Genomic DNA, 23740 nt, shown 5'->3' with positions numbered 1-23740 from the left:
GTTTTGACGTTTTTATATTTTTATTTGTCACTATAAGTTGTTGTTAATTATTGGTTTATATTGCTTTTGATCTTCTGATTTTGAACTTGCTCAGATTGCGGTTTGGAAAGTTTTTTACTGCGAAAAAAGTTTGTCATATTTGCCCCGTCCACACATTGTTTCAAGTTCCTGCAATGTCCTAGTTAGCGAATTTGAAAATGGAAAAAACTAAAAATATAGGGGTTAAAAATGTCTTACCTAAAGAAAAGCCTACTTGCTACTGCAATCACAGGCATGATGTTCAGTGGTTCAGCTTTTGCTGATGGTGCAAACAGTGATGCAGCGAAAGAGTACCTAACTAAAGACTCTTTCTCTTACGAAGTTTACGGCATTATCGCGATGCAGGCCGCGTACCGCGATTACGATTCTGGTAGCAAAGCAACTGACGACGATTTGGGCGGCATGCAGCTAAACAACGAATCACGTATCGGCTTCCGTGGTAAAAAGCAATTCGCTAACTTTGAACCAACGTTCATTTGGCAAATCGAAGGTGGCTACGTAGACCCAAGCTTCGGTGGTGAAGGTGCAGGTCTTGGTGAGCGTGACACATTCGTAGGTTTTGAAAGCGCTTCTTGGGGTCAAGTTCGTCTAGGTCGTGTTCTTACTCCAATGTACGAGTTGGTTGACTGGCCAGCATCTAACCCAGGTCTAGGCGATGTTTACGACTGGGGTGGTGCGATCGGTGGTGCTAAGTACCAAGACCGTCAATCAAACACAATCCGTTGGGACTCTCCAATGTTTGCTGACAAATTCTCTCTAGATATCGCAGCGGGTGCAGGTGACAAAGCTGGTCTAGGTGAAGGCGACGATTACTGGGGCGGCATCGCGGCTCACTACAAGTTAGGTCCACTACAATTGGATGCTGCGTACGAAGGTAACCGCAACATCGAAGGTGAAGGTCAAACTTGGGAAAACAACACGTACCTAGTAGGTGTTCAAGGTTGGTTTGAAAACGGTATCTCTTTCTTCGCTCAATACAAATACATGGAAGCTGACGCAAGCAACGGTGTAAACGAGAAGCAAGATGCGATGTCTGCAGGTCTGATGTACACAACAGGTGACTGGCAGTACAAACTGGGTTACGCAGCAAACTTTGACCTAGAACGTGACGGTAAGACAATCGACAACACAGCAGATGATGTACTATCTGCACAGATCATGTACTTCGTAGACCCATCTGCAGTACTTTACGCTCGTGCACGTACTCTAGACTTCGGTGACGGTGCGTCTCAACTAGACGATAACACTAAAGCACGTTGGAAGTCAGCTGACTACGACGAGTTCTCTGTAGGTGTTGAATACTACTTCTAATATAGAAGCAGCTAAAAGGGCGGAAACGCCCTTTTTGTCTTGATACTTATTCACATAAGCCATTGGAATGACCGGCCTGTTAGTTTCAGTGGCTTATCTAAATTGGTATAAGACGAGAAAACCATGATGAAAAAAACAACCACACTATTAGGACTTTGCGCAATCCTTTCTGCGCCTGCATTTGCTGCTCAATTGACTCTGCAAGCGGAATTGGTTCCTCGCGTTCTCAACAGTGAGTTCGTCTACCCTGAGTGGATCTCTGATAACAACAGCATCAAAGTTGAAGATGGTGCAAACCAACTTGCTGTGAATGTTGGTCAAATTGTATTTGAAGATGGCAAGCGTCGTAAATTCGATTCACAGCCGCTTCTACTTGAGTTCGATGCACCGAAAGATGCAGAGCTCACGCTGACATACAATAAGTTCCGCACTATTGAAGAAGCCAAAGCATTTGAAATGGATCCGAAACTGACGCTTAAAGATGCAAGTGGCAAAGATGTTGAGTTTTCAATGGTTCAACTTCGCAAAGGCGGCCTACAAGGGTTCCGCGACTATGAACGTGAAGTGGCTGATTACAACAAAGCAATGAACAAGCAATCGACGAAAGCAAGCATCGCGGCGTCTCCGGCTGTCACTAAGACATTGAAAGAGTCATTCAGTGATCTAAGCCGTCAAGAGCAACAAGAATTCATGCAGTGGGCGATGCAGAACCTGAAATAATCGGCAATAGTAACTTTCTTTTGCGATAGCTTTTCTGTTGTTCTAAGTATTTTGTCGCTATAAATAAGAGGGCAGTACCTTAATCGGTGCTGCCCTGTTTGTATTTCTGGCGTTAAACCACACGGAAGGATTGTAGAATCGACTTACGATGGTAAAATGTCGCCACTTTTATCCTTGATATTACAACGAGAGCCCTCTCGTTGCTCATTACCCCTAAGGAACTCTGATGACGGTTAAAACTCGTTTTGCTCCTAGCCCAACTGGCTACCTACACGTTGGTGGTGCGCGTACTGCACTTTACTCTTGGCTATACGCTAAAAACCAAGGTGGTGAATTCGTTCTACGTATCGAAGATACTGACCTTGAGCGTAACTCTCAGGAAGCGGTTGATGCGATCCTAGAAGGCATGGAATGGCTAGGTCTTGAGTGGAACGAAGGTCCTTACTTCCAAACTCAACGTTTTGATCGTTACAACGAGATGGTTGATAAGCTTCTAGAAGAAGACAAAGCATACAAATGTTACGCATCTAAAGAGCTGCTAGACGAAGTTCGTGCAGAGCAAGAAGCAAACAAAGAAATGCCTCGCTACGATGCTAACCATCCAAAGATCAAAGCGGCAAACGAAGCGGCAAAAGATGGCGATCCATGTGTTATCCGTTTCCGTAACCCGAAAGAAGGCAGCGTAGTATTTGATGACCAAATCCGTGGCCGTATCGAAATCAGCAACACGCAAATGGATGATCTGATCATCCGTCGTACTGACGGTTCGCCAACGTACAACTTCTGTGTAGTGGTTGACGACTGGGATATGGGTATCACTCACGTAGTGCGCGGTGAAGACCACATCAACAACACGCCTCGTCAGATCAACATCTACGAAGCACTAGGTGCGCCAGTACCAACATTCGCACACTGTGCAATGATCCTAGGTGATGACGGTGCGAAACTGTCTAAGCGTCACGGCGCTGTATCAGTAATGCAATACCGCGATATGGGTTACCTACCTGCAGCACTAAACAACTACCTAGTGCGTCTTGGCTGGTCTCATGGTGATCAAGAGATCTTCACCCAAGAAGAGATGATCAACCTATTTAGCCTAAACGCAGTATCTAAGTCAGCGTCAGCGTTCAACACTGACAAACTGCAATGGTTGAACAACCACTACATCAAGAACTCAGATCCAGCGTACGTTGCACAGCACCTACAATGGCACCTTGATCAACAAAAACTAGACGTAACAAACGGCCCAGCTATCACTGAAGTGATCAAGCTAGTGGGTGAGCGTTGCAACACGCTAGTTGAGCTAGCTGAGCAAATCCGTTACTTCTACGAAGACTTCGCTGAGTTTGAAGCGGGCGCGGCGAAGAAACACCTACGCGGCGTTGCTAAAGAGCCTCTAGAGCTTGCTCTAGCGAAAGCAGAAGCACTGACTGAGTGGACGACAGCGAACATCAAAGATGGCGTTATCGCAGCAGTATGTGAAGAGCTAGAAATCGGCATGGGCAAAATCGGTATGCCACTGCGCGTAGCAGTAACAGGTGGCGGTCAGTCTCCTTCTGTAGACGCAGTAATGGAACTGATTGGCAAAGAGCGCTGTGTTGCTCGCATTAAGATGGCGCTTGAGTTCATCGCTGAGCGTGAAGCAAACGCATAATTGCCTGAATAAATAGTCAAAAGCCGCGATAAACTTCGCGGCTTTTTTGTATCTTTTGCTAGGAAAACGGCCTAATTTCACCAAGGTCGGTTGTCCTTTGTGTATCTTTTATCATCAAGTTGCTCAAAAATTGATAAGTTTTACTTATCCAAATATAACCTTTGTAAATGCGTATTTGCTTGTTTCATACGAAATATCTCTCTGAATTAAAAACACAATCCATAAAGTTCCCTATTTATCGTCTCATTAATGAGAAGTTAATTTGCTTTACCTATTCTTTTTCGAAACATCACGCAAACGTTTGCGTCGTTGTCGCAGCTCGCTTTGGAGTGCTCTAGATCACATTAAGTCATGCTTTTCGATGACATTAAATTGACAGTTTTGGGATTTGTCTCGGGATTTCTTGGAGTTATAGTGCTCGCCGTCAGTGAGGGAGCGATATGCACCACTGACCAGGAGGCATACCCAAGTGACTTTTATGCAAACAGTCGGAAGTTACTTCGGTATCAAACTCAAAGGAACTGAATAAAAGAATTGAAATACAACGTCAGTCAGGCGGCGCATTTCGTTACGAACAAGAGAACTTCTTTTAGAGGAATCAATAATGAAAAAACTAGCAGCGGTAATTTCAGCTTCTTTACTTATGGCTTCAGCAGCACACGCAGAAGTATACGTGGGCGGTAAGATGGGTAAGTCTTGGATGGAAGACGCTTGTGTAGCTGGTCAAGCTTGTGACAAAGATGGCTCTACTCTAGGTGCTTTTGTTGGTTACGAAATGAATGACTACTTCTCAGTAGAAGCTGGTTTCGACAACCTAGGTGACTTCGACCAAACTTCTTTCGGTGGTCACGTAGAAGCAATCACTCTTGCTCCTAAGTTCAGCCTACCAATCACAGAAGACATCGCACTTTACGGTAAAGTGGGTGGTGCTTACCTAATGATGAACGACGGTAAAGATGACTACTCTTACCTAGGTGCAGCTGGTCTTGAATTCAACATCAGCGAAAACGTAACAGCACGTGCGGAATACCAAACAATCACTGACATCAGCAACGATTCAGTGAAAGCAATGGGCAACTCTGCAACTCTAGGCGTTGCATTCAAATTCGGCGGTAACGACGAAGTTGTTGTAGAAGAAGAGCCAGTAGTTGAAGAAGTGGTTGTAGAAGAAGTTGCTCCAGTAGTAGTAACTAAGACTTTCGAAACTCAAACAATCGGTACTGGTAGCTTCGCGCTAAACAGCACTACTCTTAAACCAGAGAGCGCTGCGAAACTAGACGACCTAGTAGCATTCCTAAACGAGTACCCACAAGCGAACGTTGACGTAATTGGTTACACAGATACTTCAGGCCCAGCAGCTTACAACCAAAAAGTTTCTGAGAAGCGTGCTGAATCTGTAGCTAACGCTCTTGTAGAGAAAGGCATCGACGCAGATCGCATTCACGCTCGTGGCGAAGGTGAAAACAACCCAATCGCTTCAAACGAGACTCGTGAAGGCCGTGAACAAAACCGTCGCGTAGAAGTTGTTGTTCCTGAGTTCGTATACCAAGTTCAGCAATAAGCTCCTATCTGACCGTTAGAAGCCTTAAGCGCTGAATGCCCCAAAGAGTTCGCTCTTTGGGGCTTTTTTACATCTGAATTTAGATGTTTCAAAAAAGAATCAACACTGATGCTATTTACAGTTTTGTATTTTATTACTTTAATTATCTATGAGTTTTGCTTACCCTTTTAGCTATTAATAGAATTATTAGTTAGCACTATGTCTAAGAGCAATTTAATTACAAATACTGGACACCGCTTCATTTCAAAAGGCAAGACAGCCTTTAAGATTCATATCCACACACCGGAAGATACTGTTTTGCATCGTTCCGTCGGATTCGTGCGCATTGGAGAAAAGAGAGGTCTTAAGAAGGCCATCAAACTGCGTAATGAGCTCGGGCGTGAGATGTGGGGGAAGTTTTGGCGGAGACTATTGAAAGACCCGTACTTAATGACGCGGTTGCCACACAGTGTGGAGCCTAAGATAGTCCACAAACCAAATCCGACGCTGGATGACCCAGACAACCGTGACACTTGTTACATTGCAAAGTGGCGTGAGTTTAATGACGCTGGCGAATACAAGTACAAAACGGTCGTGCGGTCTATCAACAAGTACGGCAAGCTTGCGGCTTATATGCAAACCAAAAAAGCTTTGCTTGATGCACACAAAGATAATCTCGAAATCTTGACCTTTATGGGGCGTCTCAACAGCATCGACCTCAAATAGCGATGCGGTTAGCTTCTCTTGTTTTCCTTTCTCTGATCAGTAGACATAAAAAAGCCTTAGCTTAAATAAACTAAGCTAAGGCGATGAATGGCGCCCCCAGTAGGATTCGAACCTACGACCTGTCCCTTAGGAGGGGACTGCGCTATCCAGCTGTGCCATGGGGGCGTAATCAAATAAGATGCGTTGCCTATGATATTCAAAAGTAGGCATATCGCAAAGCTTTATACGCGTTGCTAAAGCATCTTGTTCATTACGTCACCAATCTGCACACTAGAGGCAAGGTTTGGCTGCTCAATAGTCAGCTCCGCTTCGTGTTCGTAAACACGAGTTACTCTTAGGGTAATATCGCTCTGAGAGACCTTATTACGCGGTAAGCCGTTTTGGTCGATGAAAGACGCCGTGTGCCACAATTGCAGCTGATCACCTTCTTGTACGCCGTGCATGCGGCCAAGATCCATGGTGACAGTATTGCCAAATACAGCAACGACCTCTGGCAGTGTGATTTTACAAGACAGCTCTGATTCCAAATCCAACATAATGTTGCGGCTAACGCGCAGCATCATCTCACCGTAAGTCGATGCCCAGAAACGAGCACTGCGAGTATCGACTTGGCTGGTTTTAGCAAATGGCCAACGAGCCACTTCGCGGTAGTTCTTGTGGTAAACCTCGTGGCCTGTTTTTCCGTCGAAGACTTTCATCTCCATCGCAAACTGGCGGTTGATAACGTCATCTTTAAGCAGCTTGGCATCGATCGTGGCGGTCAAATCGGTAATGACGCCGCCGATGATGTATTGCGCGCCATTGTCTTGCGCGATCATCTTAGTGCGCTCTGGGTAATTAGCACTGATGGAGTAATCGGTAGTACCAACAGACACAAAACTGCGTGAGGTTTGATCAAGCTGACGATTGACCACGTGGCTAAAATCATCACCAACATTGTAAATTTGGCCCATGACCGCTTGTTGAGGAGAAGCGACATCGATGTTGCCGACTAAGATCGTCTTCTTGTATTGATCCACGTGGCAACCCGTTGCCGATGGATAAATGTCCACTCGGATCCTCATTTCCACTTTGCCGCTGCGTTTACGCTCTGATTCGACCAAGATGTAACGTACTTCATGGTTGGTGAATTGGTACTCTTTGCGGTTTTCTTCCAGCAATGGCATCAAGTTACTGATGCTGCCAATGTCCGCGCCCGAAAAGTTGACAGCCTTGAAGAGCGCGTCTTCCAACGCATGCAGCCTTGCCGCTTCTTCAGAAGAAACGATAGTGGCAACGCCTGTCACTTCATACCAAGATGCAGCCGCACGAAATGGCGTCATCAATATAAAAGTGATTGATATTAGGCTAAAAAATAATTTTTTCATTGTTAGTAACCGTTCGGGTATAAATATTGCTTTACCAATTTCAGTGAAGTTTGGTGGGCTTTTCTTTCGTTCGACAAACAGAAGAAAAGCAAAGACTGTTCCAAGATTACGTTTTATTGAAATGAAGTCGAAAAAGAGCAGTAACACCTAAGATTATCTGGAGAATCAAACCATGAAAAGATGGCTTGTTGCCGCATCGATGATGACGCTTTTAACATCGTGCGCGTACTCACCAATTTACAATGGTAAAGAACCGTATTCTGGCAGCCAATTTATGCTGATGGACAGTCCACGTCATACGATGGACTATTTCATTGAGAGCATGACGGAAGAGCTGATGGTTTCGAACGTTGCAGTATCGTCGCGTACACCGATTGCGATTACTTCTTTTGTCGATCTGCAAAACATGGATGCAACCAACTGGCTTGGTAACTCGGTATCGGAAGGGTTTATTCACCAATTCCAACGTCGTGGTTTTAAAGTCGTGGATTTCAAAACCACAGGTTCAATCCAAGTGACTCAGCAAGGCGATTTTGCACTGAGCCGTGATTGGCAAGATCTGGCACAAGAGCAAGAGATCCAGTACGTGCTGACAGGCACTATGCTTCGCCAAGAAGGTGGTGTGCTCGTGAATGCTCGTGTTGTGGGCATGCAGAGCCGCATCGTGGTTGCAACGGCGCAAGGTTTCTTACCTGCGGATCGTATTGGCCGTGATTTGGATACGCTGAACAGCATCCGCACCCAAGATGGCGTGCTTATTCGTTCTGACCCGACTATTCGTCAGCCATACACTGTGATTCTCCGCCCGTAGGAAACTAGCATGAAGAAGTTATTATTTATTATCGCAACATTGGTGCTGGTGGGATGTCAGCCTCTACAACAGATGCGCCAAGATGAGATTTTATTGGCGGTGGGTTATGCAAGCGTAAGTGAGCAAACTGGCCGTACTGTCGAAGAGAAACGTGTTCGTGCAATGCGTGCGTCTAAGATTGATGCCTACCGTGAACTTGCTGAGCAAGTGTATGGTATGCGAGTAAGTGGGCGTGCAGAGCTTGCTGATCAACGTCTAGGTATTGAAAGCACATCGGGCGCGGTCGATGGCGTTATTCGAGGTGCAGAAGTCGTGCGCAGTTACTTAGTAGAAGACAGCTATGTGACAGAGTTGCGTTTGGATATCCGTAAGATGGATAAACTGCGTGACTACGGTGAAGTACAACAGGTGCCTGAGAAGCGTCAGCAGACCTTGTTCTAATACAACTTTACAAACAGATAATCTATTTGAGCGACGGGTTGGCAACAATCTGTCGCTTTTTTATACGTATGAGCTTTGTACGCGAGAGTTTTATGCGCGTTAGGCTTTATGAACGTTAGGTTTGGGTTACGTTTTGGCTATGTTTTGAGGAAGAGGGTAGCTAACTAAAAGACAACGTTGATAGAGTAGTCGTGGGATGAGCTCAAAGAGTTAGGCTTTGATGTTGGTGCCTAGAGTCGAAATGGTGTGGGTTTTGCCGCCGGCGTTGTAGGTCATACCGACCTTACCGTGGGTACGCTGAAGCATGTTGTTAAGTTTATTGAAACTGGATTGAGCACGATTGAGCGATTCACCGTTCATTTGGTTTACTTGCTGACAATCGAGAATGATGGATTGGATCTGGGCGACAACCTGACTTAGGTTTGCATCTTCGGTAAGTTGATTGACGTGCGGGTGAGAGGCGATTCGCTGGTCAGTTGTTCTTAATTGACCAATGAGTGTCATCTTTTCTTTGGCAAGTTTCTCGATCTCAGTAGATACACGTGCGCTGATCGCCTGTGTTTCTTGACGTAACACACCAGAAAGTGCTTTTGCATTTTCTAGCTGGAAGTTAACAAGATCGACTAATGCTGCCATGAATTCTTACCTTGGGCCTAAGTCAGTTAGCTTTTACCTTGCAATTCGTGTTCAAACTTGATCATGTTGTCCGCCAGTTTCTCTGGGTCAACTTTGTATGAACCGTTTGCAATTGCTTCTTTGATTGCCGCCACTTTTGCGCTGTCATAAGCCGGAGAAGCTGCCATATCCTTCTGGAGTTTGCTGACTGCTTTGCCTTGTTGGCTTAGTGATACCGCGTCTTGTTGTGCTGGCGCTTTTTTCGATTCCGTTGTGCTGGTTGCACTAGAATCCATTCGTGCAGGTGCGCGACTTGTCGTCGTCATCATCTGACCTGAACGTATATTATCTATACCTGCCATGTTTCAACCTTAAACTCGTATCGTAATACTGGTATCCAGACTATCGACCAAGGGCAAAATAACTTTAGTGATTTTTTGCATTTTTATTGATCGATTTGCCGTACATCAACCAACCCTAGAAGGTGATGGTGATTTCCGCAATGCCTGTCACAATTCCTTCTATTATACGTTGGGACTTATCATTTTTCACTCTTACTTGATCTCCAGCGGATCCATCCTGTAATGCCGTGCCCTGCGTGGTGATCGTCATACCCGATTTTACGGCTTTGATCGTGACTTTCTCATTGCGGCATACCACGCAGACATCATTGCGTTCTACAACATCACCAAGGCGAACGTTACGTTTTAGCTTTGAACCGATCACTTGCTCCATATTGCTAAAACCATCTTTACGAAAACGCTGTAATTCGATCATCGAAGTCGTCACATCAGAAGCGCTGATGATCTCACCACGGCCGAGTTGACGTGTTGAAACGATCATCGGGACCGATGCTGAGATCCTCACAGGAACATAAACCTTCCAGTCATCGACGGGGCATTCAACCAATACGTTGATGTTACTGCGTGTGCTACTTGTTGAAGATGCAGATGTATCAAGGGGCTCTGGGCAATCGGTGGCTTTGATACGTGGATCAATATTTGCCGCATTGACGGACAAATTTCCTCCCGCTGGTTGCTCTACCGTGCTAAGAATGTGCTGCTCGGCGGCGGTTCGGATTTGCTCGATCTGACTTTCCGTTGCTGAATGAACAAAAAAGCTAAACATACTGAGCAAAATGCCGATAGACTTAGCGTACTTTGTAAATAACGCTCTACATATTGTCATAGTAAATGGTGTTGAATTCATATTATGATACGCCATACTGTTTCTCTGGTATTATGCCTGCCAGTCGTAGAGTATCATTTAAAAACAAAAAGTTTGAGATGGAGATGAGCATATGACGGGGATTCTTGACTCGGTGAATCAGCGTACGCAACTCGTCGGCCAAAACCGATTGGAACTACTCACTTTTCGGTTGATGGGACGACAGCGCTACGGCATTAACGTATTCAAAGTAAAAGAAGTACTACAGTGCCCTAAGCTGACTTCGATGCCAAACCTACACCCGCTAGTGAAAGGTGTCGCTCATATCCGTGGCCATACCGTGTCAGTGATTGACTTAAGTTTGGCAATCGGTGGCCGTCCAACGACAGATATCGATAAATGTTTTGTTGTGATTGCTGAATTCAACCGTACTATCCAAGCGTTTTTGGTGTCTTCGGTTGAGCGCATTATTAACATGCACTGGGAAGCGATTTTGCCGCCGCCTGATGGTGCTGGTAAAGCGCACTACCTAACAGCGGTAACAAACATCGACAACGAGCTAGTGGAAATTCTGGACGTTGAGAAAATCTTGGCAGAGATTGCACCAGTAGACGAAACCATGGATTCAAGCATCGGCGAAGAGATCGCAGTTGCTGAACAAGAGAAGCCAATCGTGCGCCGCGTATTGATCGCAGATGACTCGACGGTAGCGCGTAAACAGGTTGAGCGTGCAATTACTTCAATCGGTTTTGAAGTTGTCTCTGTGAAAGATGGTAAAGAAGCGTACAATAAGCTGCTTGAAATGGCACAAGAAGGTAGCATCTACGATCAGATTTCTTTGGTCATTTCAGATATCGAAATGCCAGAGATGGATGGCTACACACTAACGGCCGAAATTCGCCGAAATGCAGATTTGAAGAACCTTTATGTTATCCTGCACTCCTCATTGAGTGGCGTCTTCAACCAAGCGATGGTTGAGCGCGTAGGTGCTAACACCTTCATTGCGAAATTTAACCCAGATGAATTGGGTAACGCGGTTAAATCTGCATTAACACAATAAAAGAGACATTAATGACTGCTATTACAATCAGTGATCAAGAGTATCGTGACTTTAGCCGTTTTCTAGAATCACAATGTGGCATCGTATTAGGTGACAGTAAGCAATACCTAGTGCGCAGCCGACTGAGCCCGCTTGTGACAAAATTCAAGCTGGCGTCGCTGTCGGATTTGCTACGTGATGTCGTGACTGGCCGCAATCGTGAACTACGCATTGCCGCTGTTGATGCGATGACGACTAACGAAACATTGTGGTTCCGAGATACTTATCCGTTCACGGTATTAGCTGACAAACTGTTACCGGAGATGGCGGCAAACAAGCGACCAATCAAAATTTGGTCGGCTGCGAGCTCTTCAGGCCAAGAACCTTACTCAATGGCAATGACGATTCTGGAAACGCAGCAGCGTAAGCCGGGTTTATTGCCAAGCGTGTCGATCACCGCGACGGATATTTCAGCAAGTATGTTGGATATGTGCCGTGCGGGTGTTTACGATAATCTTGCCTTAGGTCGTGGTCTTTCGCCTGAGCGTCGTCGCACCTTCTTTGAAGATGCAGGCGATGGCCGCATGAAAGTGAAAGACAACGTAAAACGCCTAGTGAACTTCCGTCCACAAAACTTGATGGAGAGCTACGCGTTAATGGGTAAGTTCGACATCATTTTCTGTCGTAACGTACTGATTTATTTCTCACCAGAGATGAAGTCGAAAGTACTGAACCAAATGGCAAACAGCCTAAACCCGGGCGGTTACCTACTGCTGGGTGCGTCAGAATCACTGACGGGTTTGACAGACAAATTTGAGATGGTGCGCTGCAACCCAGGTATTATTTACAAGTTAAAGTAGCGACAAGCTAAAATAGCGGACTCTTTTAACCACTTCAAAAGCCTGACCTTTGTGTCAGGCTTTTCTTTTTTCTCCCACTATTCTCGTTTCATTCTCGCTTCCTTTTTCTCCCTCTCTGCTGTAAAAGCCTGCGTCATTTTTGCCTATGGGCAGGCATCGGGTGTATATTTTTTAATGAGCCGAGCTGATTACTTGGTTCGATATGACATTTCATCAATCACTTTGGCTTGCTTATTGCAATCCATTACCTCGATAATCGAAGCGGCAAAACGGCATGTTCTATTTTTGGCACGCTAATTGCTTTTTAGTTATTAATAACGGTCAGTTCTTAATGTAGAGGCAAACATGGCTATATCTTTTGACAACGCACTAGGCATCCACCAGTACACGGTGGGCGTACGTGAGCACAACGCGGAGGTGATTTCCACCAACATCGCGCAAGCTAACACGCCTGGCTACAAATCAAGAGGTTTAGATTTTGCTAAGGAATTGCAGGCGGCAACATCTGGGGCAAGCATTGGTCTTAGCCGCACAGATGGTCGGCATATTCCTGCCACTACGACGTTGGTCGGGGACAAACTATATCGTCTTCCTACGCAACCAGATACGGGCGATGGCAACACGGTAGATTTGGATTTAGAGCGTAACTTATTTATGCAAAACCAAATCAGACACCAAGCATCACTCGACTTTCTAGGCAGCAAATTCAAGAACTTAACCAAAGCAATCAAAGGGGAATAATTTAGATGAGCTTATTTAACGTTTTCAATGTGACAGGTTCCGCAATGAGCGCTGAATCCGTTCGTCTGAATACTACCTCAAGCAACTTGGCGAATGCCGACAGTGTCAGCAGCTCTGCGAAAGACACTTACAAAGCGCGTCATGCTGTGTTTGGTGCTGAGTTAAGTAACGCCATGCGTGGCGGTGATACGGTGCCAGTGAAGGTGATGGGTATTGTAGAAAGCGACAAACCGCTGAATGCGGAGTACAACCCAGACCATCCCCTTGCAAACGACGAAGGCTACATCTACAAGCCTAACGTTAATGTAATGGAAGAAATGGCAAACATGATTTCGGCTTCTCGCGCATACCAAACCAATGTGCAAGTGGCTGATTCTAGTAAACAAATGCTGCTGCGTACGCTGCAGATGGGTCAATAAGGATAAGGAGGTAGCGTATGGCCGGAATTAACAACGTTGGTCAAAGCGGCTTGTCCTATATCGACCAGCTTAAGAGCCTACAAGAGAACAAGAAGACTGAAGAGAGCACAGGTAAGCAGGACCTGAAACAGGAAGACTTCCTATCTTTGCTCACTAAGCAATTGTCTCAACAGGACCCTTTTAAGCCGGTAGGTAATGACCAGATGATTGCGCAAATGGCGTCATTTGCGACCGTAGATGGTATCGGCAAGATGAACTCTCAGTTCGAGAGTTTGAACTCGTCAATGACATCAAACCAAGCGTTACAAGCTTCCTCTTTGGTTGGTCGTGACGTGTTGGTCCCTGGCGCGGCGGGTGTAAAGCAAGACAATGCAACAATGGCGGCAATGGTTAAGCTTGCACAACCTCTCGACAACCTGTTTGTTCGAGTGGAAAACGAAGCGGGCCAATTGGTGCGTACTTTTGAGGTAGGTGCGAAACCAGCCGGCGACACTCGTGTGCTTTGGGACGGTAATGATGAAAACGGAAATCCAATGCCTGCTGGCAAATATAATGTGAAAGCGTCTGGCTTGGTAGATGGGGAGTCGCAAGAGTTCCCAGTGTCTACTTACGCGAACGTGAACAGTGTATTGCTAGGTAAGGGCGACGGAAACGTATTACTCAATCTGGCAGGTTTTGAATCGCCAGTTCGACTTGCAGAAGTATTGGAAGTCGGCAAAGCGTAATTCAATAGCGCGTCAGGTTAGGAGATTTTGGAATGTCATATGTATCTTTAAGCGGTTTGTCCTCCGCTCAACTGGATTTGAACACCACCAGTAACAACATTGCGAACGCCAACACGTACGGCTTTAAAGAGTCTCGTGCGGAATTCAGCGATGTGTACTCAAACTCTTTGTTCACTAACGCAAAAACCACTCCGGGTGGCGGTGCGCAAGCGAACCAAGTGGCGCAACAGTTCCACGAAGGTTCAAGCATTTACACCAACAACCCAATGGATTTGCGTGTGTCGGGTACAGGTTTCTTCGCAGTAGCGAAAGATCGTCTTATCCCACAACAAAATGAAATGACACGTAACGGTGCGTTCCATTTGAACAAAGAAAACTACATGGTAACAGCGAACGATGAGTTCCTACTTGGTTACCAAGTAAATCCTGAGTCTGGTGAGGTATCGTCTTACGAGCCACAACCAATCAATATCCCTGCAGAATTTGGTAAGCCAAAGCAAACAGCGAACATTGAAGTGGGTGTGAACTTACCGGCTAATGGTGATTTGAAAGATCCGACTCAGTTTGATTTCTCAGATCCAGATACATACAACCGTTCGACTTCTTCAACGATTTATGACTCGATGGGTCAGTCTTACAAGCTAACGACTTACTACTTGAAAGACCAAACTCAGCCGAACACGTGGCAAACTTACTACACAGTGACAGACAAAGGCGGTGAGAAGCCATTGAACGTTGCTAACGGTGATGCTGCAACGCCAACGGGTCACGTTGGTCACACGATGAAGTTCAACAACGATGGTACATTGGCAAGCCTAAACAACGGTCAGCCAATCACATCGGTAGCGTTGGGCGATCCTGCGACAAACACTAACCCAGTGGATTTAAACGGTGCGGATCCTGCGCAAACACTTAACTTTGGTTTAGGCTCAGCGACTCAGTTTGCTGCACCATTTGAACTGACTAAGTTCGATGAAGATGGCGCGACAACGGGTTTCCTGACTAAAGTAGACTTTGATGAAAACGGCAGCGTATTGGGTACTTACTCAAACGGTGAAAACGTAACATTGGGTCGTGTGGCGCTAGTACGTGTTCCAAACGAGCAAGGTCTGGATAAGAAAGGCGGCACTCAATGGGATTCAACGCAGTTCTCTGGTGACAAGATCTGGGGTGAATCAAACAAAGGCTCTTTCGGTACTATCAACAACGGTATGCTAGAGCAATCAAACATTGATATGACTCAGGAGCTGGTGGATCTGATCTCTGCTCAGCGTAACTTCCAAGCGAACTCACGTGCGCTAGAAGTACACAACCAGCTACAACAAAATATCCTGCAGATTCGTTAGAGCGCTCGTTAGATAGCTCTATCATCTGCTTAATCAAACGCTGCGTGCACTTGCCGTATCGTTTGATGACATCATGACATTCATCTGGTGCTCAACCTGAAAATACCTCAGTTCAGGTTGGGCATGCTTTGATCTCTGGCTTGCCGCTGTTGCCGCTAGGAGGATCAAACATTGCCTCTCTCTTGGCTTATTCATCCTGAATTGCCATCTGAAAACCCTCATTTCATATTCAAGCTTTTGATTAATAACATTATTTTAATGTTGGCATAACTATTGCTTTTACTCCCTTGTACAGAGAACTTTTGGAGTAATTTATGGATCGCGCACTGTTTCTCGCAATGAGCGGCGCCAAGCAAAATATGCAGGCCCTGCAATTGCGTGCCAACAACCTGGCAAACGTGAGTACAACTGGCTTCCGTGCTGATTTAGCACAAGCTCGCTCTATGCAAGCTTATGGTGAAGGTTTGCCTTCACGTGTATTTAGCATGACGGAACGTCCAGGACATAACTTTGCGCAAGGCAGTGTGATCACAACCGGTCGTGACCTTGATATTACGGTAGAAGGCAGCGGCTGGATTTCTGTTATGGATCAAACTGGCAAAGAAGGTTTGACGCGTAACGGTAACCTAAAAGTGGATCAAAACGGCTTGTTAACGAATGCAAGCGGTCATGTGGTGTTGGGCGAAAACGATGCGCCAATTACCTTGCCAATCCCAGTCTCCAAAATCGAAATCGGTCGTGACGGCACCATCTCTGTACTGCCTCAAGGTGCGCCGGCTGAAGAATTAGAAGTGGTTGATCGTATCAAGCTTGTACGCACAGACGATCAAAACTTGTTTAAAGATACCAATGGCTTATTTCGCCATAAAACTCCAAACCAGCCTTACGAAGCAGACGGCTCTATCAGCATCCAAACCGGTGCTATTGAAGGTAGTAACGTGAATGCCGTAGGTGAAATGACCGCTTTGATTGACCTTCAACGTCAGTTTGAAATGCAGGTCAAAATGATGAGCACCGCTGAAGAGATGGATAAGTCTTCAGATTCATTGCTTCGTATGAGTTAACAGAGTTAGAGGTTCACAATGCATCCAGCACTATGGGTAAGTAAAACAGGTCTAGACGCCCAACAGACCAACATCGCAACGATTTCGAACAACTTGGCGAACGCCTCAACTGTAGGTTACAAAAAGAGCCGCGCGGTATTTGAAGATTTGTTCTACCAAAACATTAACCAGCCAGGCGGTCAGTCTTCTCAGAACACGGAACTGCCAAGTGGCTTGATGCTGGGTGCTGGTTCTAAAGTGGTTGCGACGCAAAAAGTGCACACGCACGGTAACGCGCAAACCACAACCAACGCACTCGATATGATGGTGGAAGGCGATGGCTTCTTCCAAGTGACTCTGCCAGACGGAAACATCGGTTACACCCGTAACGGTCAGTTCACGCTAGATGGTGAAGGTACGCTAGTGACTTCTGGCTCTGGTTACCCAGTAGAGCCAGAGATTGTGATTCCTGAAGACGCAATTTCTATCACGGTTGGTACAGACGGTGAAGTCTCTGTACGTATTCGTGGTGAGCAAAACAACGTTGTAGTAGGCCAGCTAACTATTACTGACTTTGTAAACCCTGGTGGTCTTGAGCCAATCGGTCAGAACCTTTACTTGCCAACTGGCGCAAGCGGTGACCCACAAGAAGGTGTCCCTGGTCTTGATGGTTTGGGCGAAATTCGTCAATCCATGCTGGAAGCATCTAACGTGAACGTGACGGAAGAGCTGGTCAACATGATCGAAGCGCAACGCGTGTACGAAATGAACTCAAAAGTAATCTCATCGGTCGACAAGATGATGAGCTTCGTTAACCAGCAGTTGTAATCACTAAGAGCGGGATTTAGGGAGCCAATGATGAAACGTATTTGTCTACTTGCACTTATCACGACCATGTCTGGTTGTGCGATGCTAGAACCGATTGAAACCGACGAAGTCAGCCAAGCGACAACGGTGGTGGATGCGGTTGAAGGCGATAAGTCGAAAGAAGAGAGCAGCGGCATCATTGATACTTTGCGCGGCAGAACCGATCCGGTGGCAGGCGATCCGGCATGGGCACCAATTCACCCTAAACAAAAACCAGAGCACTATGCGGCAGCAACGGGCTCTTTGTTTAGCACCGAGCACATTACCGACCTATACGACGATTCTAAACCACGTGGCATCGGCGACATCATTACCGTAACACTCGACGAAACGACTCGTGCGACTAAGAGTGCCAACGCCGATCTATCAAAAACCAACGATGCGAAGATGGAGCCTTTGTCTGTCGGTGGTCAGGAACTGCAAATTGGCGGCAAATACAACTTCTCGTACGATCTGAACAACACCAACACCTTTGCCGGCGACTCTTCGGCTAAGCAAAGCAACAGCATCAGCGGTTACATCACGGTAGAAGTCATTGAGGTGCTGGCAAACGGCAACCTAGTGATCCGCGGTGAGAAGTGGATGACGTTGAATACGGGTGATGAGTACATTCGTCTAAGCGGCACAATTCGCCCTGATGACATCAATTTTGACAATACTATTGCGTCAAATCGTGTATCTAACGCAAGAATCCAATACTCTGGCACAGGCTCACCACAAGATATGCAAGAGCCAGGTTTCTTGGCACGATTCTTTAATGTAGCCCTGTAAGACGTCGAAATGACGGCAAATTGACTGCAAGAGATTGAGTAAGCATGAAAAGAATCCTATTAGCACTGTTGAGCGTTGCGCTATTTGCAACCACAGCCCAAGCCGCACGTATCAAAGACGTCGCGCAAGTGGCAGGTGTGCGTAGCAACCAACTTGTGGGTTATGGCTTGGTTTCAGGCTTACCGGGTACGGGTGAATCAAACCCGTTTACAGAACAAAGCTTCGCGGCAATGCTGCAAAACTTCGGCATTCAAATGCCGCCGGGTACCAAACCAAAAATTAAGAACGTTGCCGCTGTTATGGTAACGGCAACATTGCCGCCATTTTCAAAACCGGGTCAGCAAGTAGACGTTACGGTCTCTTCGATCGGCAGTGCAAAAAGCCTGCGTGGTGGCACCTTGCTACAAACCTTCCTAAAAGGTCTCGATGGCCAAGTGTACGCTGTCGCGCAAGGTAACTTAGTCGTGAGTGGTTTCAGCGCAGAAGGTGCTGATGGCTCTAAGATCGTCGGCAACAACCCAACCGTTGGTCTTATTTCAAGCGGTGCAACCGTAGAGCGCGAAATTCCAAACCCATTCGGACGTGGTGACTACATCACATTCAACCTGCTTGATTCTGACTTTACCACTGCGCAACGTATGGCGGATGCAGTAAACAACTTCCTTGGTCCTCAAATGGCCAGTGCAGTTGATGCTACTTCTGTTCGTGTCCGCGCTCCACGTGATGTAAGCCAACGTGTTGCCTTCTTATCAGCAATCGAAAACCTAGAGTTCGACCCTGCAGATGGCGCGGCGAAAATCATTGTGAATTCTCGTACCGGTAGATTGTGGTCGGCAAGCATGTTCGTCTGAAACCTGCGGCAGTGACGCACGGTGGCATGACAGTAGCAATCAAAGAGAACCTCAATGTAAGCCAACCAAACGGCTTCTCTGGTGGCCAAACGGTTGTAGTGCCGGACTCTGATATCGAAGTGAATGAAGAGAAAGGCAAGATGTTCAAGTTCGAACCGGGTTTGACACTAGATGACCTAGTCCGTGCGGTGAATGAAGTCGGTGCAGCTCCGTCGGATTTGATGGCGATTCTACAAGCATTGAAACAAGCTGGTGCCATTGAAGGCCAGCTGATCATCATCTAATCGATTAGGAGAGAAACCATGGTCAACAATCCTAACGATATCGGTTTTATTCATGACATCAGTTCCCTTGATACCCTTCGTCAAAAAGCGGTGAAAGAGGGCAAAGATGGTGAGCATGAAGCATTGCAAGCGGCCGCTCGCCAGTTTGAATCGATCTTTACTTCGATGATGTTGAAGTCGATGCGCGAAGCGAACGAAGGCTTTGAGTCGAATTTGATGAACAGCCAAAACGAGAAGTTCTACCGTCAAATGCTGGATGAGCAAATGGCGAGTAACTTAAGTGCATCGGGTTCGATGGGCTTGGCTGACATGATTGTTAAGCAGTTGACGGTTGGGCAAGGCGACGACAAGGCTGAAACAGCCATGCGCGATGCAGCAAACAATGCTGTGGAATACCGTCGTGTTGATCCGAAGAAAGCTCGTGAAATCGAGCAGCGCTTGATTGAATCTGGTCAGCTATCACGACCGGGTTCAGAGCCTTCGCGTTTTGATTCGCCAGAGTCTTTTGTTAATTCAATGAAGCCATACGCAGACCGTGCAGCAAAAGCTTTGGGTGTTGAGCCTTCACTGCTATTGGCTCAAGCCGCGCTAGAAACAGGCTGGGGGCAAAAAGTCGTTAAGAACGCACGTGGCAGCAGTAACAACCTGTTTAACATTAAAGCTGACCGTAGCTGGCAGGGGGATAAAGTGACGACTCAAACGCTAGAGTTCCACGATAACACGCCTGTGAAAGAGACGGCGGCATTCCGTTCTTACTCGAACTACCAAGATAGCTTTAACGACTACGTTCGCTTCTTGAATGAGAACCCGCGCTACGAGACGGCCCTTCAACAGGGCGGTGATTCTGAATCCTTCATTCGTGGAATTCACAGCGCAGGGTACGCAACTGACCCAAGCTACGCAGACAAAGTGCTGCAGGTAAAACAAAAAATCGAGAGTATGTAATTCATTCGACTACGAATGCTTGATGTACATTTTGAGAAGGCTTGCCACAGTGCAAGCCTTTCTTTTTTCGTGCTTTCTCTTTCTTTCCTAAACTGGCACACCTTTTGCTAATTGCTAACTAGGTGATCGGTCAATACCGATTTTATTTCGTTTTTGGGGGCATGTATGGCGTCAGATTTGTTGAATGTAGGTACACAAAGTGTGCTTACCGCTCAGCGACAGTTGAATACGACTGGTCATAACATTTCTAATGCGAATACAGAGGGTTACAGTCGTCAGTCTGTTATCCAAGGCACCAACGATCCGCGTCAATTTGGTGGGTCAACTTACGGCATGGGCGTGCATGTGGAAAATGTTCGCCGCTCTTGGGATGAGTTTGCCGTTAAAGAGCTAAACCTTTCCACTACGAATTACGCTAGTAAGCTTGATAACGAGAAGAACCTCGATCTGCTCTCAAGCATGTTGTCTTCTGTGGCATCGAAAAAAATCCCAGAAAACATGAACGAATGGTTTGATGCGGTAAAAACCATGGCGGATACCCCAAATGACATGGGCGCGCGCAAAGTTGTGTTGGAAAAAGCCAAATTACTCAGCGATACCCTAAACGAATTCCATGAAACTGTGCGTCAGCAATCCGATGTGGCCAATAAATCATTGGATATGGGCATTGAACGTGTGAACCAACTTGCTGTTGAGATCCGCGATGTTCATCGATTGATGATGCGTACTCCAGGTCCTCATAACGACTTGATGGACCAACATGAAAAACTGATCAAAGAGCTTTCTGAATACACCAAGGTGACGGTAACGCCACGTAAAAACTCGGAAGGTTTTAATGTCCATATCGGTAATGGGCACACCCTTGTTTCGGGAACAGAAGCCAGCCAATTAAAGATGATTGATGGCTCACCAGATGTTCATCAACGTCGCCTTGCGATGGTTGAAGGTGGTGGCATTAAAGCCATCAAATCAGACGATATTGACGGCAAAATTGGCGCGTTACTTAAGATGCGTGACGAGCACATTCCACAAGTGATGGATGAGCTTGGCCGCTTAGCGACGGCGTTTTCTAGTGAGGTAAACCACCTGCAATCGCAAGGCTTGGATCACTACGGTAATGTGGGTGACCCATTGTTTACCGATGTGAACTCAGAGCGACTAGCGAAATCCCGTGTCGTTGCAGGCCCTCAATCGACGGCTGATATGGCGGTTTACATCAATGATATCAGTGCACTGAAAGGTGGCGAATACTCATTACGCTACGATGGCGACAGTTACGCCGTGACTAAGCCAAATGGTGAAACCGTTAAGCTTAATACTGATGCAGGTAATGCGCTCTACATCGACGGAATGCGGGTTGAAGTGCGTAATGAGCCTAAAGTCGGTGAGCATGTGTTACTCCGTCCGACCCGTAGCAGCGCAGCGCAAATGAAAGTTGAAACCACTGATCCAAAAGCCATTGCTGCGCAAAGTTATGAAGCGTCGACGACGTTTGCTCAAGGCAATGCCAAATTTGAGATTGTTGATGCGGGTGACTTACGTGAATTTGAAGTGGTTGTTTCTCCAACCGGAGACCAATTTGCGGTAACCGATACCAAAGGCAACGTGATCATGGCGCCCCAGCCATATCCACCGACCGGACCGGTTTCGGTCAGTTTACCGAGCAATCATCCCGCTTATAAAAACGGCGGGGTAACCGTATTTGAGTTAAGTGCGGGCGCATTAGCGAACGATAAATTTACCGCGAACCTAGTGCCATCTGAAGGTGACAACGGCAACTTGCGCAAGATGCAAAACATCCAAACCGACAAGAAGATGAACGGCAATGAATCGACGATCATGAGCTTGTACTTCAACTTGAACACCGATGTGGGTTTGAAAACGTCGACCGCAAGTCGACTCGCCGATGTTGCTCAGTTAGAGAGTGAGGCGGCACAAGAGCGCGTGGCGTCGATATCGGGGGTAAACCTCGATGAAGAAGCGGCAAACATGATGAAGTTCCAACAGGCTTATATGGCCTCTTCTCGTGTGATGCAGGCAGCTAATGACACCTTCAACACCATCTTGCAGTTGCGATAAAGGAGGCCTTAGATGTTAACGCGAATTTCTAGCTTCCATAACTACCAGTCAGTGCAGAACGATCTGCGCCGTCAGGAAAACAAAGTTCACCATAATCAGGAGCAGCTTGCTTCTGGTAAACAGTTGACCAAGCCGAGCGATGATCCACTTGCGACGCACTATATTCAGAGCATTGGCCAACAAGAAGAGCAGTTAAAACAATATCTTGATGCCATTGTTCTGGTTCGTAACCGACTAGAAAACCAAGAAGTGGTGATTGCCAACGCTGAGCAATTTACTGATGAGTCGAAACGCATCTCGATGGAAATGATCAACGGTGCGTTTTCTCCGGAAGACCGTGCGGCGAAAAAGCGCGAATTGGAAGAGATTGCAAACAACTTCTTGGCGTTAGTGAATACGCAAGACGAATCGGGCAACTACGTTTTTGCTGGTACGAAGCCAAAATCGCAGCCTTTCTTTCGTGATTACGATGGTAGCGTGGTTTATACCGGTGACGATTACCAACGCAAGATGAAGATCGCCAGCAACATTGAGCTCGGCATTAACTATCCGGGTAATCATCTGTTCTCGGAGATCCCAAACCCGTTTGGTGATTTCGAGCCGCAATACGATTTACAAGAAGGCTCTGAGCTGTTGCTTGGTCAAGCAACGAGTGCGTCAGAAGATAACTCAAACTACAAAGTGACCTTTGTGGACATGAGTAACGGCAAGTTTGGTTACCAATTGGAAAAAGATGGCAGCATCGTACAAGTCGATGACTACTCGCCAATTGATGGCATCCAGTACGAAGGCATCAACATTCAACTGAAAGGGCAAGTTTCCGCAGGGGATAGCATTACGCTAGAGCCGCGCCAAACCTTCAGTGTTTTTGATGCATTCAAAGAAACCATGCAGTGGTCGGAAAGCTCAGTATCTGACGCGTCGGCGACAGCAAAGCTGCATCAGATGACGGAAGAATTCCAAGCGGCGTTTGTTCATATGAACAAAGTCAGAACCGACTTGGGTGCTAAGTTGAGCACGCTCGATATTCAAGAGCAAAACCACGAAGATTTTAATTTGTCTCTGGCGAAAGCGAAGAGCAATTTTGAGGACTTGGATTACTCCAAGGCAGTGATTGAGTTCAGTGAGAACTCACGCGCGTTGCAAGCCTCACAACAGGCATTTGGTAAAACCAAAGACCTGACGTTGTTTAACTATATTTGATGCGCCTACCGTTTATGCGGTGAGCTCGGTATTTCAACCGTTCGATTTTAATGCCTTATGTGCCAAGCCTTAAGTGCGAGAAATCAACGAAAAATACCGAGTAATGCGAGCCAAGCGGCATGATTTGACCGAAAGCGGCAATCAGGCCAACGGTAATCCGGGCGGCAATAAAGAAA

Annotated in this window: 23 protein-coding genes, 1 tRNA gene and 1 pseudogene; 20 read left to right on the top strand and 5 right to left on the bottom strand. The window is 46.5% G+C overall.

Features of this window, described 5'->3' with window-relative positions; translation table 11 throughout:
• Positions 1-228: 228 nt before the first annotated feature.
• From chiP to KJB05_RS14065, 5 genes are all read left to right on the top strand, one after another.
• The gene (gene chiP, locus KJB05_RS14085) at positions 229-1350 is read left to right on the top strand and encodes a chitoporin (RefSeq protein WP_005438625.1); all 1122 of its coding nucleotides are present in this window, start codon (positions 229-231) and stop codon (positions 1348-1350) included.
• Between the two features lie 123 nt (positions 1351-1473).
• On the top strand, positions 1474-2070 hold the full coding sequence (locus KJB05_RS14080) for a DUF2057 domain-containing protein (protein ID WP_038896402.1): 597 nt from the start codon (positions 1474-1476) through the stop codon (positions 2068-2070).
• A 226-nt stretch (positions 2071-2296) separates the two neighbouring features.
• Positions 2297-3724, top strand: a complete 1428-nt coding sequence (gltX, locus tag KJB05_RS14075) for a glutamate--tRNA ligase (protein WP_005438627.1) — start codon at positions 2297-2299, stop codon at positions 3722-3724.
• Positions 3725-4328: 604 nt separating this feature from the next.
• Positions 4329-5285 carry an OmpA family protein gene (locus KJB05_RS14070; RefSeq protein ID WP_208444580.1) on the top strand — a complete coding sequence of 319 codons (957 nt, stop codon included), beginning with the start codon at positions 4329-4331 and terminating at the stop codon, positions 5283-5285.
• Between the two features lie 198 nt (positions 5286-5483).
• Positions 5484-5990: a hypothetical protein gene (locus KJB05_RS14065; protein ID WP_027726697.1), complete on the top strand. Its 507-nt coding sequence runs from the start codon at positions 5484-5486 to the stop codon at positions 5988-5990.
• An 88-nt stretch (positions 5991-6078) separates the two neighbouring features.
• On the opposite strand, the gene KJB05_RS14060 is transcribed toward KJB05_RS14065, so the two are convergent.
• Together KJB05_RS14060 and KJB05_RS14055 are read right to left on the bottom strand one after the other, a co-directional pair.
• Positions 6079-6155 (bottom strand) — tRNA-Arg (locus tag KJB05_RS14060).
• Positions 6156-6223: 68 nt separating this feature from the next.
• Complete coding sequence (locus KJB05_RS14055) at positions 6224-7357, bottom strand: flagellar assembly protein FlgT (RefSeq protein WP_032802617.1); 1134 nt, start codon at positions 7355-7357, stop codon at positions 6224-6226.
• A 172-nt stretch (positions 7358-7529) separates the two neighbouring features.
• Here KJB05_RS14055 and KJB05_RS14050 point away from each other — a divergent pair, with 172 nt between their 5' ends.
• The gene (locus KJB05_RS14050; RefSeq protein ID WP_005425606.1) at positions 7530-8168 is read left to right on the top strand and encodes a FlgO family outer membrane protein; all 639 of its coding nucleotides are present in this window, start codon (positions 7530-7532) and stop codon (positions 8166-8168) included.
• A gap of 9 nt (positions 8169-8177) precedes the next feature.
• Complete coding sequence (flgP, locus tag KJB05_RS14045; protein ID WP_005438638.1) at positions 8178-8609, top strand: flagellar assembly lipoprotein FlgP; 432 nt, start codon at positions 8178-8180, stop codon at positions 8607-8609.
• 210 nt (positions 8610-8819) lie between these two features.
• Here flgP and flgN read toward each other — a convergent pair whose 3' ends face one another.
• The 3 genes from flgN to flgA form a co-directional block, all read right to left on the bottom strand.
• Positions 8820-9245: a flagellar export chaperone FlgN gene (flgN, locus tag KJB05_RS14040; RefSeq protein WP_005438640.1), complete on the bottom strand. Its 426-nt coding sequence runs from the start codon at positions 9243-9245 to the stop codon at positions 8820-8822.
• 26 nt (positions 9246-9271) lie between these two features.
• Positions 9272-9586 carry a flagellar biosynthesis anti-sigma factor FlgM gene (flgM, locus tag KJB05_RS14035; protein WP_208444581.1) on the bottom strand — a complete coding sequence of 105 codons (315 nt, stop codon included), beginning with the start codon at positions 9584-9586 and terminating at the stop codon, positions 9272-9274.
• Positions 9587-9701: 115 nt separating this feature from the next.
• Positions 9702-10448 carry a flagellar basal body P-ring formation chaperone FlgA gene (flgA, locus tag KJB05_RS14030; protein WP_045412993.1) on the bottom strand — a complete coding sequence of 249 codons (747 nt, stop codon included), beginning with the start codon at positions 10446-10448 and terminating at the stop codon, positions 9702-9704.
• 76 nt (positions 10449-10524) lie between these two features.
• Between flgA and KJB05_RS14025 the strand changes: the two genes are divergently transcribed.
• The 13 genes and pseudogenes from KJB05_RS14025 (at position 10525) to flgL (ending at position 23564) form a co-directional block, all read left to right on the top strand.
• A complete protein-coding gene (locus KJB05_RS14025; protein WP_005425637.1) occupies positions 10525-11451 on the top strand; it encodes a chemotaxis protein CheV in 927 nt (308 codons plus the stop codon).
• A gap of 11 nt (positions 11452-11462) precedes the next feature.
• Positions 11463-12290, top strand: a complete 828-nt coding sequence (locus KJB05_RS14020; protein WP_005438646.1) for a protein-glutamate O-methyltransferase — start codon at positions 11463-11465, stop codon at positions 12288-12290.
• A gap of 345 nt (positions 12291-12635) precedes the next feature.
• On the top strand, positions 12636-13031 hold the full coding sequence (gene flgB, locus KJB05_RS14015) for a flagellar basal body rod protein FlgB (protein WP_208444582.1): 396 nt from the start codon (positions 12636-12638) through the stop codon (positions 13029-13031).
• Between the two features lie 5 nt (positions 13032-13036).
• Entirely contained in the window at positions 13037-13450 is a 414-nt protein-coding gene (flgC, locus tag KJB05_RS14010) for a flagellar basal body rod protein FlgC (RefSeq protein ID WP_005425613.1), read from the top strand.
• A 17-nt stretch (positions 13451-13467) separates the two neighbouring features.
• On the top strand, positions 13468-14175 hold the full coding sequence (gene flgD, locus KJB05_RS14005) for a flagellar hook assembly protein FlgD (RefSeq protein ID WP_005425626.1): 708 nt from the start codon (positions 13468-13470) through the stop codon (positions 14173-14175).
• Between the two features lie 32 nt (positions 14176-14207).
• Positions 14208-15521, top strand: coding sequence for a flagellar hook protein FlgE (flgE, locus tag KJB05_RS14000; RefSeq protein WP_009705674.1), 1314 nt, complete (start codon positions 14208-14210; stop codon positions 15519-15521).
• Positions 15522-15835: 314 nt separating this feature from the next.
• Entirely contained in the window at positions 15836-16585 is a 750-nt protein-coding gene (locus KJB05_RS13995; protein ID WP_005425588.1) for a flagellar basal body rod protein FlgF, read from the top strand.
• An 18-nt stretch (positions 16586-16603) separates the two neighbouring features.
• Positions 16604-17392, top strand: coding sequence for a flagellar basal-body rod protein FlgG (flgG, locus tag KJB05_RS13990; protein ID WP_005425600.1), 789 nt, complete (start codon positions 16604-16606; stop codon positions 17390-17392).
• A 30-nt stretch (positions 17393-17422) separates the two neighbouring features.
• Positions 17423-18202 (top strand): flagellar basal body L-ring protein FlgH, encoded by a 780-nt coding sequence (gene flgH / locus KJB05_RS13985; protein ID WP_005425645.1) that lies wholly within the window; start codon positions 17423-17425, stop codon positions 18200-18202.
• Between the two features lie 44 nt (positions 18203-18246).
• A pseudogene (locus KJB05_RS13980) lies at positions 18247-19275 on the top strand (flagellar basal body P-ring protein FlgI).
• Positions 19276-19355: 80 nt separating this feature from the next.
• A complete protein-coding gene (gene flgJ, locus KJB05_RS13975; RefSeq protein WP_005438655.1) occupies positions 19356-20282 on the top strand; it encodes a flagellar assembly peptidoglycan hydrolase FlgJ in 927 nt (308 codons plus the stop codon).
• Positions 20283-20447: 165 nt separating this feature from the next.
• A complete protein-coding gene (flgK, locus tag KJB05_RS13970) occupies positions 20448-22361 on the top strand; it encodes a flagellar hook-associated protein FlgK (protein WP_208444583.1) in 1914 nt (637 codons plus the stop codon).
• A 12-nt stretch (positions 22362-22373) separates the two neighbouring features.
• Positions 22374-23564: a flagellar hook-associated protein FlgL gene (gene flgL / locus KJB05_RS13965; RefSeq protein WP_005438657.1), complete on the top strand. Its 1191-nt coding sequence runs from the start codon at positions 22374-22376 to the stop codon at positions 23562-23564.
• The last annotated feature ends 176 nt before the right edge of the window (positions 23565-23740 follow it).

It is taken from the genome of Vibrio sp. B1ASS3, from assembly GCF_905175355.1.
GTDB classification, from domain to species: Bacteria; Pseudomonadota; Gammaproteobacteria; order Enterobacterales; family Vibrionaceae; genus Vibrio; species Vibrio owensii.
Note: the sequence above shows the minus strand (reverse complement) of the source record. Positions and strands in the feature narration are given on the sequence as shown.

Coding starts and splice junctions, on each gene's coding strand:
- gltX (WP_005438627.1), top strand. CDS start 2,297: ATGACGGTTAAAACTCGTTTTGCTCCTAGCCCAACTGGCTACCTACAC.
- flgK (WP_208444583.1), top strand. CDS start 20,448: ATGGCGTCAGATTTGTTGAATGTAGGTACACAAAGTGTGCTTACCGCT.
- KJB05_RS14065 (WP_027726697.1), top strand. CDS start 5,484: ATGTCTAAGAGCAATTTAATTACAAATACTGGACACCGCTTCATTTCA.
- flgN (WP_005438640.1), bottom strand. CDS start 9,245: ATGGCAGCATTAGTCGATCTTGTTAACTTCCAGCTAGAAAATGCAAAA.
- flgL (WP_005438657.1), top strand. CDS start 22,374: ATGTTAACGCGAATTTCTAGCTTCCATAACTACCAGTCAGTGCAGAAC.
- flgM (WP_208444581.1), bottom strand. CDS start 9,586: ATGGCAGGTATAGATAATATACGTTCAGGTCAGATGATGACGACGACA.
- flgC (WP_005425613.1), top strand. CDS start 13,037: ATGAGCTTATTTAACGTTTTCAATGTGACAGGTTCCGCAATGAGCGCT.
- KJB05_RS13995 (WP_005425588.1), top strand. CDS start 15,836: ATGGATCGCGCACTGTTTCTCGCAATGAGCGGCGCCAAGCAAAATATG.
- flgP (WP_005438638.1), top strand. CDS start 8,178: ATGAAGAAGTTATTATTTATTATCGCAACATTGGTGCTGGTGGGATGT.
- flgH (WP_005425645.1), top strand. CDS start 17,423: ATGAAACGTATTTGTCTACTTGCACTTATCACGACCATGTCTGGTTGT.
- KJB05_RS14050 (WP_005425606.1), top strand. CDS start 7,530: ATGAAAAGATGGCTTGTTGCCGCATCGATGATGACGCTTTTAACATCG.
- flgE (WP_009705674.1), top strand. CDS start 14,208: ATGTCATATGTATCTTTAAGCGGTTTGTCCTCCGCTCAACTGGATTTG.
- KJB05_RS14025 (WP_005425637.1), top strand. CDS start 10,525: ATGACGGGGATTCTTGACTCGGTGAATCAGCGTACGCAACTCGTCGGC.
- KJB05_RS14080 (WP_038896402.1), top strand. CDS start 1,474: ATGATGAAAAAAACAACCACACTATTAGGACTTTGCGCAATCCTTTCT.
- KJB05_RS14055 (WP_032802617.1), bottom strand. CDS start 7,357: ATGAAAAAATTATTTTTTAGCCTAATATCAATCACTTTTATATTGATG.
- flgA (WP_045412993.1), bottom strand. CDS start 10,448: ATGGCGTATCATAATATGAATTCAACACCATTTACTATGACAATATGT.
- chiP (WP_005438625.1), top strand. CDS start 229: ATGTCTTACCTAAAGAAAAGCCTACTTGCTACTGCAATCACAGGCATG.
- flgD (WP_005425626.1), top strand. CDS start 13,468: ATGGCCGGAATTAACAACGTTGGTCAAAGCGGCTTGTCCTATATCGAC.
- flgB (WP_208444582.1), top strand. CDS start 12,636: ATGGCTATATCTTTTGACAACGCACTAGGCATCCACCAGTACACGGTG.
- KJB05_RS14020 (WP_005438646.1), top strand. CDS start 11,463: ATGACTGCTATTACAATCAGTGATCAAGAGTATCGTGACTTTAGCCGT.
- flgJ (WP_005438655.1), top strand. CDS start 19,356: ATGGTCAACAATCCTAACGATATCGGTTTTATTCATGACATCAGTTCC.
- flgG (WP_005425600.1), top strand. CDS start 16,604: ATGCATCCAGCACTATGGGTAAGTAAAACAGGTCTAGACGCCCAACAG.
- KJB05_RS14070 (WP_208444580.1), top strand. CDS start 4,329: ATGAAAAAACTAGCAGCGGTAATTTCAGCTTCTTTACTTATGGCTTCA.